The organism is Streptomyces sp. NPDC054872 (assembly GCF_053610705.1).
This window is the reverse complement of sequence record NZ_JBSGYY010000007.1, coordinates 184028-197777: the sequence shown is the minus strand read 5'-3', so window position 1 is coordinate 197777 and position 13750 is coordinate 184028. Positions and strand designations below refer to the sequence as shown.

Below are 13750 nucleotides of genomic sequence, written 5' to 3'. Positions count from 1 at the left end.
AACAGGGTCGGCATATGGGCAAGCTGTCCCCATGGACACCGCAGCGCCGACGCAGCCCGGCGACCACATCCGCCGCAGCGAGCTCGCCGATTTCCTGCGCAGCCGCCGGGAACGCATCACGCCCGAGCAGGCGGGCCTGCCACGGGGCCCGCGCCGCCGCACGCCGGGCTTGCGCCGCGAGGAGGTCGCGCATCTCTCCACGGTGGGCGTCACCTGGTACACGTGGCTGGAGCAGGGGCGCGCCATCCACGTCTCGGCCCAGGTGCTCGACGCGCTGTCCCGCGCCCTGATGCTGGACGCCGGTGAACGCGCGCACCTCTTCCAGCTGGCGGGCACCGCGGACCCTTCCCCGGCAGCCGAGATCGCGTCGGTCCCGCAGGGGCTGCTGCGGCTGCTCGACCAGCTCGACCCGTATCCGGCATGCGTGCAGAACTCCCGCTACGACGTCCTCGCGTACAACGTCACGTACGGGAACCTCCTCACCGATCTCGACGTGCTGCCGCCCGAGGACCGCAACTGCATGTGGCTGACCTTCACGCATCCCGCGTGGCAGGCCGCTATGGACGACCGGGCGGAGACGATGCGCCGGATGGTGGCGAGGTTCCGGGCGCGGATGGCGGGGCACCTCGCGGACCCGGCGTGGAAGACGCTGCTCAGGCGGCTGAGCAAGGCTTCGCCGGAGTTCTGCGAGCTGTGGGAGCGGCATGAGGTGATGCAGGCCGTGGACAAGACCAAGCGGTTCAACAACTCCGTGGTGGGTCCGCTGCACTTCACGTATCACGGGCTGTGGCTCGGCCCGGCCGAGGGGCCGCGCCTCGGGTCGTACGTCCCCGCGGACGCGCGCTCGCAGGCGGCCACGGAGGAGCTGTACCGGCTGGTGAAGGAGGGGCGCGTGGGCAGTCGCGCGGATGGGGGACAATAGGAGGTCTGCCCTCGCTGTCCCGTGTCTCCAGAGCACCTCGCACGGACCCCGTACGAACCTCGGGGCGCCGGACAGCCCGGCACCGAACCGTCAGCACCGAACCGCTCGTCCCGGAGGAACCCCCGCCATGGAGCCCCAGCTTCAGATCGGCCCGCACGCCGTGCGGCCGCCCGTCGTGCTCGCGCCCATGGCGGGCATCACGAACGCGCCGTTCCGGACGCTGTGCCGGGAGTTCAGCGGCGGCAAGGGCCTCTTCGTCAGCGAGATGATCACCACTCGGGCGCTGGTCGAGCGCAACGAGAAGACCATGCAGCTGATCCACTTCGACGAGACCGAGAAGCCCCGGTCCATCCAGCTGTACGGCGTCGACCCGGCCACCGTCGGCAAGGCCGTCCGCATGATCGCGGAAGAGGACCTGGCCGACCACATCGACCTGAACTTCGGCTGCCCCGTCCCCAAGGTCACCCGCAAGGGCGGCGGCTCCGCGCTCCCGTACAAGAGGCCCCTCCTCCGCGCGATCCTCCGTGAGGCCGTCAGCGGTGCCGGGGACCTGCCCGTCACGATGAAGATGCGCAAGGGCATCAACGACGAGCACATCACCTTCCTCGACGCGGGCCGCATCGCCGTCGAGGAGGGCGTCACGGCGATCGCCCTGCACGGCCGCACCGCCGCCCAGCACTACGGCGGCACCGCCGACTGGGACGCCATCGCCCGCCTCAAGGAGCACGTCCCCGAGATCCCGGTGCTCGGCAACGGCGACATCTGGTCCGCCGCCGACGCGGTGCGGATGATGAAGGAGACCGGCTGCGACGGAGTCGTCGTGGGCCGCGGCTGCCTCGGCCGCCCCTGGCTCTTCGCCGACCTGGTGGCCGCCTTCGAGGGCACGGGCGCGCCCAAGGCCCCTGACCTGCGCGAGGTCGCCGCCGTCATGCTGCGGCACGCGACCCTGCTCGGCGAGTGGATCGGTGACGAGGCGCGCGGTGTCATCGACTTCCGCAAGCACGTCGCCTGGTACCTGAAGGGCTTCGCGGTCGGTTCGGAGATGCGCAAGCGCCTCGCGATCACCTCGTCCCTCGCCGAACTGGAGGACGGGCTCGGCGAATTGGACCTCGACCAGGCGTGGCCGACGGGAGCGGACGGCCCGCGCGGCCGCACGTCGGGCAACAACCGCGTCGTCCTGCCGGACGGCTGGCTGAAGGACCCCTACGACTGCGCGGGCATCAGCGAGGACGCGGAACTGGACACGTCGGGCGGCTGAACCGCCGTCCGGCGCGGGCACTGCTCGACGCCGCCGGCGCAGATGAGCGAGGGCCCGGAGCCCTCGCGATCACCATGATCACCATGCTCACCATGGATTTGGCCGGAACACCTTTACCGGGCGGGGCGCGCTGACCGCCCCGCCGATCCTCCCTGCCCCACCTCGACGATCCTTCCTGCTCCGCCGCGCCGCCACTCCCTGCCCACTCCGCCGCCCTTCCCTGTCCAGCTCGGCCGACGACCGCCGCGCGAGCGTCTCGCGGCGCGTCCGGATACTGACATCGGGCCGCCTCAAACGGCGTGATTCTCGCCACCCCTGATAGGTGTTGCGCTCAGATGAGCGGTTTCAGGGTGGCTGCACTTCTCCAAGGGGTGGCACTCAGTGCCACTGCTCGATCATTCATGATGTGAACTCACATCTGAGAATACACCGCTCATGTGAGCAAAACACCTGGTCTACGGGCGTTGCGTCTTCAAGAGTTGAACGCATGAGCGTCCCGCCAGCTACCGCTGAGTCACTTTCGATCTACTGGCGGACGGGTGGTTACGGCCGCATGACGCACAAGTGGACGTACCCATGCGCCTTCGATCTGGGTATGTTCCTCGCCGTCAGGGCAGCCACCGAGTCCTCGAGGAGTCGAGACCCGTGTCGGAAAACAAAGATCCCCACGTAGCGCAGAACGACGCGAGCGATGCGAGCGATGCGGCCGTGAAGTTCGTTTACGACTTCACCGAGGGCAACAGGAACCTCAAGGACCTTCTCGGCGGGAAGGGCGCGAACCTCGCCGAGATGACCAACCTCGGGCTGCCCGTCCCTCCGGGCTTCACGATCACCACGGAGGCCTGCAAGACCTACCTCGCCAGCGGCGAGGAGCCGGTCGAGCTGCGCGACGAGGTCAGCGCGCACCTCGACGCCCTCGAGAAGACGATGGGCAAGAAGCTCGGTCAGGCCAACGACCCGCTGCTCGTCTCGGTCCGCTCGGGCGCCAAGTTCTCGATGCCCGGCATGATGGACACCGTCCTGAACATCGGGCTCTCCGACAAGTCGGTGACGGGCCTGGCCAAGCAGTCCGGCGACGACCGCTTCGCGTGGGACTCCTACCGCCGCCTCATCCAGATGTTCGGCAAGACCGTCATGGACGTGGACGGCGAGCTCTTCGAGGACGCCCTGGAGGCCGCCAAGGCCGCCAAGAAGGTCACGGTCGACACCGACCTGGAGGCCGCGGACCTGAAGAAGCTGGTCACGAAGTTCAAGAAGATCGTCAAGACCGAGGCCGGCCGCGACTTCCCGCAGGACCCGCGCGAGCAGATGGACCTCGCGATCCGCTCGGTCTTCGAGTCGTGGAACACCGACCGCGCCAAGCTCTACCGCCGCCAGGAGCGCATCCCCGGCGACCTCGGCACCGCGGTCAACATCTGTTCCATGGTCTTCGGCAACCTCGGCCCGGACTCCGGCACCGGCGTCGCATTCACCCGCGACCCGGCCAGCGGCCACCAGGGCGTGTACGGCGACTACCTGCAGAACGCCCAGGGCGAGGACGTGGTGGCGGGCATCCGCAACACCGTCCCGCTCGCGGAGCTGGAGCAGATCGACAAGAAGTCGTACGACCAGCTCATGCAGATCATGGAGACCCTTGAGACGCACTACAAGGATCTCTGTGACATCGAGTTCACCATCGAGCGCGGCCAGCTGTGGATGCTCCAGACCCGCGTCGGCAAGCGCACCGCCGGTGCCGCCTTCCGCATCGCGACGCAGCTCGTCGACCAGGGCCTGATCGACGAGGCCGAGGCGCTGCAGCGCGTCAACGGCGCGCAGCTCGCCCAGCTGATGTTCCCGCGCTTCGACGACACCGCGAAGGTCGAGCAGCTGGGCCGGGGCATCGCCGCGTCACCCGGTGCCGCGGTCGGCAAGGCGGTCTTCGACTCGTACACGGCCATCAAGTGGTCGCGTTCGGGCGAGAAGGTCATCCTCATCCGCCGTGAGACCAACCCCGACGACCTCGACGGCATGATCGCGTGCGAGGGCATCCTGACCTCGCGCGGCGGCAAGACGTCGCACGCGGCCGTCGTCGCCCGCGGCATGGGCAAGACGTGCGTCTGCGGCGCGGAGGACCTGGAGGTCGACACCAAGCGGCGCCGCATGACGGTGGGCGGCACCGTCGTCGAGGAGGGCGACGTCGTCTCCATCGACGGCTCGACGGGCAAGGTCTACCTGGGCGAGGTGCCCGTGGTCCCCTCGCCGGTCGTCGAGTACTTCGAGGGCCGCATGCACGCCGGCGCCGACGACGCGGACGAGCTGGTCGGCGCCGTGCACCGGATCATGGCGTACGCGGACCGGGTACGCCGCCTGCGGGTCCGCGCCAACGCCGACAACGCGGAGGACGCCCTCCGTGCCCGCCGCTTCGGCGCCCAGGGCATCGGCCTGTGCCGCACCGAGCACATGTTCCTCGGCGAGCGCCGCGAGATGGTCGAGCGGCTGATCCTCGCCGACGCGGACGGCGAGCGCGAGGAAGCCCTCAAGGAGCTCCTGCCGCTCCAGAAGCGCGACTTCGTGGAGCTCTTCGAGGCGATGGACGGCCTTCCGGTCACCGTCCGCCTCCTGGACCCGCCGCTGCACGAGTTCCTGCCGGACATCACCGAGCTGTCCGTCCGCGTCGCCCTCGCCGAGTCCCGCAAGGACTCGAACGAGAACGACCTGCGACTGCTTCAGGCCGTGCACCGCCTGCACGAGCAGAACCCGATGCTGGGCCTGCGCGGCGTACGCCTGGGTCTCGTGATCCCCGGCCTGTTCACCATGCAGGTACGGGCCATCGCCGAGGCCGCCGCCGAGCGCAAGAACGCCAAGGGCGACCCGCGCGCGGAGATCATGATTCCGCTCGTCGGCACGGTCCAGGAGCTGGAGATCGTCCGCGAGGAGGCCGAGCAGGTCATCGCGGAGGTCGAGGCGACGACCGGCGTGGCGCTGAAGCTGGCGCTCGGCACCATGATCGAGCTGCCGCGTGCCGCGCTCACGGCGGACCAGATCGCGGAGGCCGCCGAGTTCTTCTCCTTCGGCACGAACGACCTCACGCAGACGGTCTGGGGCTTCTCGCGGGACGACGTGGAGGCGAGCTTCTTCACGGCGTACCTGGAGAAGGGCATCTTCGGGGTCTCCCCGTTCGAGACCATCGACAAGGACGGCGTGGGCAAGCTGGTGCGGGACGCTGTGGCCGCCGGCCGTGCCACCCGCCCCGACCTGAAGCTCGGCGTCTGCGGCGAGCACGGCGGTGACCCGGAGTCCGTGCACTTCTTCCACGAGGTGGGCCTGGACTACGTCTCCTGCTCCCCGTTCCGGATCCCGGTGGCCCGCCTGGAGGCAGGCCGCGCCGCTTCCGAGTCGGCGGGCAGTGACCACCGGTAGGTCTCAGGGCCACCGGTAGAACTCCGGAGCCGACGCCGTGTCCCCGACCCTCACCGATGCGGCATCGGCTCCGGTTCACCAAGAAGGGGCAGCTCCCTGTGCGGGGGAGCTGCCCCTTCGGTTTGCCGCTACCGGCTCATTCCGTTCTCAGCTCGCGGCTGTTGGCCCGGTTCTTCGCGATGTTCCGTGTCTTCTTTGTGCGGGCCGACTCGGCGACCACGGCGAGCACCTCCGGCGACCTCGACCATTCGGCGAGGTGGCGCTGCATCCAGTCCGTGACCTCCGCCAACTCGGCCGGTGTCGGCACGTGGCCGTCCTTGACGGACAGCCAGAACAGCCAGTCGTCGATACGGCGGCGGATGAACTCGCGGAATGCCTCCACCTCGAGCCGGTCGATCTCCGGCAGTAGTCCGGCCGACCACTGCCGGAACTCGTCAGGACCGGTCACCTCATACGCGATCTCGTCCACGAGGGCGACCACCGCCCCCTTGGAGATCGACTCGAAGGGGTCCCGCAGGATCGTGGCCACGATCGCGCGGTCCCGGTCGCGGCTCGGCCGGGAAGCGATCACCGAGACGACGCGCAGGTACGCGGACGCCCGCACGTGCTCGTCCGCGACGGCCTCGTCGACGTCCACGTCGGTGATGCCGGCCTCCGCCAGCAACGCGGCCACATCGGAATGCAATGTCATTGCCTCATCCCTACTTGCAGGGTTTCTTGCCGGACTCGGCGGCCTCGCGCTGCTCCTTCGCAGCCCGCTCCTCCGCCTGACTCCGCCTGCCGAGCTTCCTGACCGCGGTCCTGATCTGCGGCTTGAAGTGCTCCACCGCCTGCCGCTGCTTGCTCGAAAGCTCCGGTTGGTTGTGGAGGGGTTTGCCGTTCGGTCCGATTCTGACCTCGCGGCCACCGCCACCGGTGACGTGCGCGTGCGCCGGCTTGTCGACGTCGTACTCGTGCACGACGATCTTCACGCCGTTCTTGCTGACGTCGAGGAGGGAAAGGCCGAGAGGGTCGATCCACATGAACGGGTTCGGAACGTAATTGTGCGGCGCGAAGCCACCGGCGAGACCGATCGGGTCCGCGGTGAGGTAGCGGGCGGTCTCGGGGTCGTAGTGCCGGAAGTAGTTGTAGTGCAGGCCCGTCTCGGGGTCGTAGTACTGGCCGGGGAAACGCAGGGGCGTGTAGGCGGTGGCGCCCCGGTTCCAGACCGTGGTGCCCCAGAGGGTGCTTCTGGTGCGCCAGGCGATGTCGCCATGTTCGTCGAGGAGTTCGGTCGGGGTGCCGACGAGGTCGGTGACGATGGCGTAGAAGCGGGCGTCCACCTCTTCGTCGGTGAGGTGTTTGCGCTCCGTCTGGGCCAGGGGGAGCAGGCCGTCGTGGTCCCAGGTGAGGGTCACCGATTCCCGGGCGCCCGGGGTGTGGCTCGTCTGCTCGCAGAGGGTCAGGTCGTCCCAGGTGAAGTCGACCTGCTCCGCCACCCCCTGCTCCGTCACGCGCTGCTTGGACACCCGGCGGCCCAGGGGGTCGTAGAGGTAGCGCCACCTCGTGCCGTCGGGGGTCACCACGGAGGTGAGGCGGTCTTCCGCGTCCCATGCGTAGTGCCAGGTGTCGGGCTTGCGGGACAGGCGGGTCTTCTGGCGCAGGATGGTGCGGCCTGCCGTGTCGTAGGTGTAACGGACGTTGCCCGCCGCGGTGATGCGGGTGCCGGTGTACGCGCGGGGTCCTGTCGCCTCTTGGCCCGGCATGGCGGCCGGCCAGGAGGCGTCGGTCTGGTTGCCCGCCTCGTCGTAGGCGTAGGTCTCCGTCCAGCGTGCCGCGTGGACCGCTGTGACCCGGCCTGCCGCGTCCAGGTCGAAGCGCCGCGCACCGTTGAGCTGGTCCTCCATGCCGGTCAGATGGCCGTCCGCGCGGTACGTGTACGCGCGGTGCTGGATACGGGTGCGGGCCGGGCCCATCAGTTCCTGTTTCGACAGGTGGCCCACCGCGTCGTACACGTTCGTCAGGGTCAGGGTCTCGCCGACCGTGCGGGTGAGTTCCCGGCCCGCCCCGTCGTGCGTGAACGCCATTCTCCGGCCGGACGAGATCAGTTCGGTGCGTCGGCCCGCCGCGTCGTACGTCCAGGTGCTTCTCGCGCCGGACGGTGTGGTGCGGCCGGTGCGACGGCCCAGTTCGTCGTAGGTGTGGGTCAGGGTGCGGCCGTTGACCGTTTCCGAGAGCAGGCGGCCCGACCTGTCCCTCTCCAGGGTCAGTGTCACGTCCGGGCCCACCGCCGTGGTGAGGCTGCCTGACGCGTCGTAGGTGTAGCGCGTGACCGCGCCGCCTGCCACGTTCTGTGTGACCGTCCGGCCCAGCGCGTCCCGTTCGAAGGCGATCTCGTCGCCCGCGGCCGTCGTGCGGGTCACCAGATGGCCCGCCGCGTCGTAGGCGTACGTCAGCGCGCGGTCGTCGAAGTCCGTCTCCGCCACCAGGCGGCCCGCCGGGTCGTATTCGTAACTCCAGGTCAGTCCCTGCGGGTTGGTGACCTCGCGGAGCTGGAGCTGGGTGTCGTGGACGAACTCGTAGCGGACGCCGTCGGGGTCCGTGCGGGCCGCGATCAGGTCGAAATGCGTGTACTCGTGTGTCGTGGTCGCGCCCATCGCGTCCGTGTGCGAGACGCAGTTCCCCTCGCCGTCGTACGTCCACGACTCCGACGAACCGTCCGCCTCCGTGCGCCGTGCCTGCTTGCCCTCCACCGTCCACTCGAGGCGCGTGGTCGCGCCCGTCGGGTCCGTGATCGTGTGCGCGCGGCCGAAGGCGTCGAGGTCGTAGCGGGTGACCGCGCCCAGCGGGTCGATGACTTCGAGCGGCAGGCCCGCCGCGTTGCAGCGCAGCTCGGTGGTGTGGCCGAGGGGGTCCGTGATGGTGGACACGGCGCCGGTGGCGTCGTGGGTGAAGTGGTGCGTCGCGCCGTCGGGGTCGGTCACGCTGGTGCGGTTGCCGCGCTCGTCCCATGCCTGGCGCTGGACGGCGTCACCCGGTCCGACGAGCTCGACCAGCAGATTGAGGCCGTTGTACGCCGCACTGGCGCACGTGCCGTCCGGAGCACGTGTCTCGGTGAGATTGCCGTGCTCGTCCCAGGTGTTCTCGGTGCGGTGCCCCAGCGCGTCGGTGCGGACGAGGAGGTTGTTCCAGCTGTCCCACTCGGTGTGGACGGTGCCGCCCAGCGGGTCCGTCTCGGCCAGGAGCTGGCTGAGGTCGTTGTAGCGGTAGACGGTGGTCTGGCCGAGGGCGTCGGTGTAGCGGGTCTCCCGCTCGTCGGGGCGGTACTCGATGGTGCAGGACAGGTGGCCTGCGGTGCTCTCGCCGCGGACGCAGCGGTCCTCGTCGTCGTAGGTGAAGCGGTACCAGGTCTGGTTGCTGTCGGTCCAGGACGTGATGCGGGCCCGGTCGTCGTAGTCCAGACGCAGCCTCGGCCCGGCCGAGTCGTGGACCTCGGCCAGATTGCCGACCTCGTCGTAGTCGTACGCGGCCACCAGCGTGCTGCCGGTGTCGGCGCCGATGCCGGCGTCGGCGCCGCTTCCGGTGCCGGGAGTGAGCAGACGCAGCGCGGTGACGCGGTGGTCGTCGGTGTCGACCGTCAAGTGATAGCCGCCGGTGTGGCGTATCGCCGTGGGTGCGCCGGTGGGGTCGCGGTCGATGTCGAGGCGGTTGCCGTTGCGGTCGGTGACGGCCCGCAGTGGCAGCGTCTGCTCCTCGGCCGTGGGCTCCGTGTGGGGTGGGACCGCGAGGAAATGGCGTACGTGGCCGGTCTGCGGGTCCGCGACCGTGACCGTCCCCGCGTCGTCGACGGTCAGCGGCCAGCGGGGGCCGTGGGCGGGGAGCAGCGGTGCACCACCGGGGGAGGGATGGGGGTAGGACAGGAGCCGGCCGTCCTCGGTGGCGTAGACCAGACCCTCGTCGTCGATGACCACCCGCTCGTCCAGCGTGGAGGCCCATGAGTCTCCGTACCAGTGGCCCCAGCGGTAGGTGGACAGGTGCGTGCGGTGGAGGACGAGCGGGAGCAGGCCCGGCAGGACGACGTCGGTCTGCTCCATGAGCATCTCGCCGGAGATCATGTCGATGGGGTCGCCGTTCTTGCAGCGGCCCTTGGCCGACTTGCCCTTGCCCGCCACCTTCTTCATGCCGCCCGAGAGGGCGTTGCGGAGCCCTCGTCCCCCGGAGCGCAGTCCGCGTGCGGCGGACTTGAGGCCCTTGGCGGCTCCGGCGAGGCCACGGAGGGAGGTGAGGGCCTTCATGCCGGGGATGCAGTCCAGGGCGGCGAAGGCTACGTCCAGTAGCCCGGCTTCTCCGTTGGCGTATTTATGGAGGGTGTCGGCGAGGACCACGAGGGCGGCGACGAGGACGATCGCGGCGAGGATGGGGCCGCCGACGATCAGCGCGATGACGCCGAGGACGGCGACGACGACCTTGCAGACGGCGACGATGGTGTCCCAGTTGTCGGTGACCCAGTCGCCGACCTCCTCCCACCACTTGCGGTTCTTGATGCCCGCGTCGGAGGCGTCCTCAAGTTTCTTCTTCGCCGTCCCGCCCGCGTTCTCCCGCATCTTGCGGGCGTCCTCGGCCATCTTCTTGGCGGCGTCGAGGTTGCCCTGCGCGGCGCTGACGTCCGACTTCGCGGCGCTCTGGGCCTTCTCGGCGGAGTCGGCGTTGCGGGTGGCGGCCTTGACCTTGTCCGGGTCGGGCTTGGGCACGTCCTTGCCGGCCTTGGAACCGCCGTCGTCCTTGTACTTGTCGGCTTCCTTGCCCGCCCGGTCCACCCAGGAGTCGGCCGAGGTCAGGCGGGACTGGGCGGCGCTGAGGCTGGTCCGCGCCTCGCGGCCCTGGGCGAGGGCCTTGTCGGCAAGCGCCTGGGAGCGTTCCAGCTCCGGCCAGTACGCCGAGAGGGCGTCGCCGGCCATCTCGTAGCTCTTCTTGAGCTTCTTCAGCTTGCCCGGCGCGTCCTCGAACTCCGCCGTGAAGGATTCGGCGGTCTTGCCCGCCCAGGTGAGGATCGCGTCCTCGCCCGCCATCCCCTTGATGTCCCGCAGAACCTTCGACACGTCGTCGGCGAAGTCATGCAGGTTCTTGGCGAGGTTGCGGACTCTGTCCGGATCCCCGGGCGTCGGATCCTTGTCCAAGTCAAGGACATGCCAATCCGCAGGACGATTCCCCGCCATCTTGCTCCCCCGTCAAGTCACACGCTTACGTCCCGAGACGCCCAGAACTCATCTGGCAGTGTTCGTGCAACGTTATCCGGTCGAGCAGGCCACCTGGGCTGCTCTTTCGTGCGTCAGCGGCGTGCCTCGCGCAGCATGGCCGCCAGAGCCCGCCGGGTGGGGCATTCGCGCCAGTTGCACTTGCAGCGGGGGCAGTTCAACGCGTGAGCCAGCATCGCGCGGTACGCCAGATCCGCCGGGTCCTCCGCAAGCCCGGCGGCGCTCCTGCGTGCGCCCTGCTCCACCATGTCGACTCCGTCCAGTCTCCCGTGCCCGGGCCGCTCGCGGCCGCCGGGCCCTTGCCGCAGGACTTCCGCGGAACCGGGCCCGTTGGACGCAGCGCGGAGGCATATGCGCCGAGCTCTGGGGGTGCGGAACGCGAAGTGCGCCCCCGGCGTGTGCCCGGGGTGAACGGAGGGGCTACTCGGCGCTCTCCAGCAGGGACTTGAGCGCGGCCAGGCGCTCGCGCCAGAACGCCTTGTACGCCGCCACCTCCGCCGCGTCCGCCAGCTTCTCGTGGCGGACGCCCACCAGCGTCTTCGCCGGGCCCTTGACGGTGACGCCCACGGAGAGACGGCTCGTGGCGCCCGTCGCGTCCTTGAGGTCGGCGGTCACCGACTTGGCGGGGCGGTGCGTGCGCAGCGTGAAGTCGGTGCCGGGGAGCCAGCGACCGCGTACGCCGTCGTCCGCGAAGGCCTCGATGACCCGGGCCGCCGAGGCCTCGACGGTCTTGCTGCCGCTGGTCCGCCAGTCGCCCGTGCTGCTCTGGCCGACCTCGCGCAGACCCCGCTCCTGCTCGTAGCCGACGGCCACGGACTGGGCGTACCAGCCGTCGACGGCATGGTCCTCGCGGATGTGGCGGGCGATCTCCGCGTGGTCACGGGAGGCCGCGCCCCAGGCGTCGAGCACCGCGAACCACTGCGGCCACCCTTGGCCGGTCGCCTCGCGCAGCTTCTGGTCCGACAGCTTCTCGGTGATCCTCTTGCCCGCGGCGCCTGTCTCGCCCGCAGTGCCTGCCTCGCCCGCACTTCCGCTCATGGCGCGACGCTAGGGCCGGCCATGACCCGCCGCAAGGCGGAAGCGGCAGAGGCGCGGCGCCTCACCCCTTGAGCGCCGAGTACCGCACCCCCGTGAGCCCCTCCGACGCCTCCCAGAGCCGTTCCGACGCCGTGTCGTTCAGCGTCCACTTCGCTCGCCAGGACCGGGCCGGTGAGCCCTGCCACCCCAGTACCCGGGGTCCCGTGAACGAGTCGGGGCGGACTGCAGGTGCCGTGGCCGCGTACAGGGACGGGAGCGCGCCCTTCGCCGCGGGCTGGGCCAGGGCGCGGTTGCCCAGCCACATCACGCGCTCCACGGCCTTGCGCCCCTCCATCTTGGGCGCCGCCGCCTGGAGGTTCGTCTCCGCGTAACCGGGGTGGGCCGCCGCGGCCACGGTGTCGGAGCCCGCGGCCGCGAGGCGTCGTGCCAGCTCGTGGACGAAGAGGAGGTTCGCCGTCTTGGAGCGGCCGTAGGCGACCCAACGCCGGTAGTTCCGCTCGCTGTTGAGGTCGCCCATGTCGATGTTCGCCAGCGCGTGGAAGGCGCTGGACACGGTGACGATCCGGGCCCCCGGGGTACGCAGGAGCCGGGGGAGCAGCAGGCCGGTGAGCGCGAAGTGGCCCAGGTGGTTGACGCCGAACTGCGTCTCGAAGCCGTCCGCCGTCCGCCGGTAGGGCAGCGCCATCACGCCCGCGTTGTTGACGAGGAGGTCGAGGCCGCCGCCATTCGCGTCGTCACGGTCGTACGACTCCGCGAACTCCCGTACCGATCCCAGGTCACCCAGGTCGAGACGCCCGAACTCCACCTGTGCGGAGGGGACTTCGGCCCGCAGTTGTTCCCGTGCCCGCGTCCCCCGCTCCTCACTGCGGCAGGCGAGCACCACGCGCGCGCCACGACGGGCGAGTTCGCGTGCGGTGACGTACCCGATGCCGCTGTTGGCGCCGGTGACCACGGCGGTACGGCCGCTCTGGTCGGGGATGTCGCTCGCGTTCCAGCCCGTCATGACACAGCTCCCTCTGCTTGGGCGCACGCCTGTTCCTACCCGAGAGTAGGCGGTGTGGGCCCAGGGCGGGGCGTCAGGCCGCGGCACCCCCGTCAATCACCAGATCCGCGCCCACCACCGACGCCGATTCGTCCGAGGCGAGGTAGAGGACGGCGGCCGCGACCTCCGCGGTCGACGAGACGCGGCCGAGCGGCGTCGAGCTCTTCATGCGCTCCGCGCGCCCGGCCTCGCTCTCGCCCGGGCGCAGCGACATGGTGGTGTCGGACGAGCCGGGGCTCACCGCGTTGATCCGTATCCCGTCGCCGATGTACTCGACCGCGGCGCCCTTGGTCAGCGCGGAGACGGCAGCCTTGGTGACGCCGTAGCCGATGGTGCCCGGCAGGCTCGTGTGGGCGCCGAGGTTGGAGGAGATGTTGACGATCGCCCCGCCGCCGGACTGCGCGCGCATCTGCCGCACCTCGGCCTGGAGCGCGAGCAGTACGCCGGTGACGTTGATGTCGAGCATCGTCCGCCAGTCCTCCTCGGGCAGCTCCGCGACCGGCTGCCCGGCACGCAGGACGCCCGCGTTGTTGACGGCCACGTCCAGCGAGCCGAACCGCTCGACGGTGGCGGCGACGAGCGCGGCGAGGTCTTCGGAGCGCGAGACGTCGGCCGGGACGGCGAGCGCCGTGCCGCCCGCGTCCTCCACCAGGCCCACGGTCTCCTTGAGGGGGCCTTCGGTGCGCCCGGCAACGACGACGTTCGCGCCCTCGGCGGCGAAGGCGAGCGCCATGGCACGGCCGAGGCCGGAGCCGCCGCCGGTGACGAGGGCGGTGCGGCCGGCGAAGCGGGTGCGCGGTCCTGAAGTCATGACGGAACTCTTTTCTTGAACGATCGGTTCATTATCGGGGCATGAA

General features: G+C 70.1%; 8 protein-coding genes. 3 read left to right on the top strand and 5 right to left on the bottom strand.

Annotated elements, in window-relative coordinates; translation table 11 throughout:
* Positions 1-31 precede the first annotated feature (31 nt).
* From ACWGIH_RS11420 to ppdK, 3 genes are all read left to right on the top strand, one after another.
* On the top strand, positions 32-922 hold the full coding sequence (locus ACWGIH_RS11420) for a helix-turn-helix transcriptional regulator (RefSeq protein WP_453447543.1): 891 nt from the start codon (positions 32-34) through the stop codon (positions 920-922).
* Positions 923-1049: 127 nt separating this feature from the next.
* Positions 1050-2180: a tRNA dihydrouridine synthase DusB gene (dusB, locus tag ACWGIH_RS11415; protein ID WP_453447545.1), complete on the top strand. Its 1131-nt coding sequence runs from the start codon at positions 1050-1052 to the stop codon at positions 2178-2180.
* Between the two features lie 645 nt (positions 2181-2825).
* Positions 2826-5579: a pyruvate, phosphate dikinase gene (gene ppdK / locus ACWGIH_RS11410; protein ID WP_453447547.1), complete on the top strand. Its 2754-nt coding sequence runs from the start codon at positions 2826-2828 to the stop codon at positions 5577-5579.
* Positions 5580-5715: 136 nt separating this feature from the next.
* Here ppdK and ACWGIH_RS11405 read toward each other — a convergent pair whose 3' ends face one another.
* The 5 genes from ACWGIH_RS11405 to ACWGIH_RS11385 all read right to left on the bottom strand — a co-directional run bounded on the left by ACWGIH_RS11405 (position 5716) and on the right by ACWGIH_RS11385 (position 13704).
* Positions 5716-6270 carry a hypothetical protein gene (locus tag ACWGIH_RS11405; protein WP_453447549.1) on the bottom strand — a complete coding sequence of 185 codons (555 nt, stop codon included), beginning with the start codon at positions 6268-6270 and terminating at the stop codon, positions 5716-5718.
* Positions 6271-6280: 10 nt separating this feature from the next.
* A complete protein-coding gene (locus ACWGIH_RS11400; protein WP_453447551.1) occupies positions 6281-10774 on the bottom strand; it encodes an RHS repeat-associated core domain-containing protein in 4494 nt (1497 codons plus the stop codon).
* A 459-nt stretch (positions 10775-11233) separates the two neighbouring features.
* Entirely contained in the window at positions 11234-11851 is a 618-nt protein-coding gene (locus ACWGIH_RS11395) for a hypothetical protein (protein WP_453447552.1), read from the bottom strand.
* A gap of 61 nt (positions 11852-11912) precedes the next feature.
* Positions 11913-12854 carry an oxidoreductase gene (locus tag ACWGIH_RS11390; RefSeq protein ID WP_453447553.1) on the bottom strand — a complete coding sequence of 314 codons (942 nt, stop codon included), beginning with the start codon at positions 12852-12854 and terminating at the stop codon, positions 11913-11915.
* A gap of 73 nt (positions 12855-12927) precedes the next feature.
* On the bottom strand, positions 12928-13704 hold the full coding sequence (locus tag ACWGIH_RS11385; protein WP_453447555.1) for an SDR family NAD(P)-dependent oxidoreductase: 777 nt from the start codon (positions 13702-13704) through the stop codon (positions 12928-12930).
* Between the last annotated feature and the right edge of the window lie 46 nt (positions 13705-13750).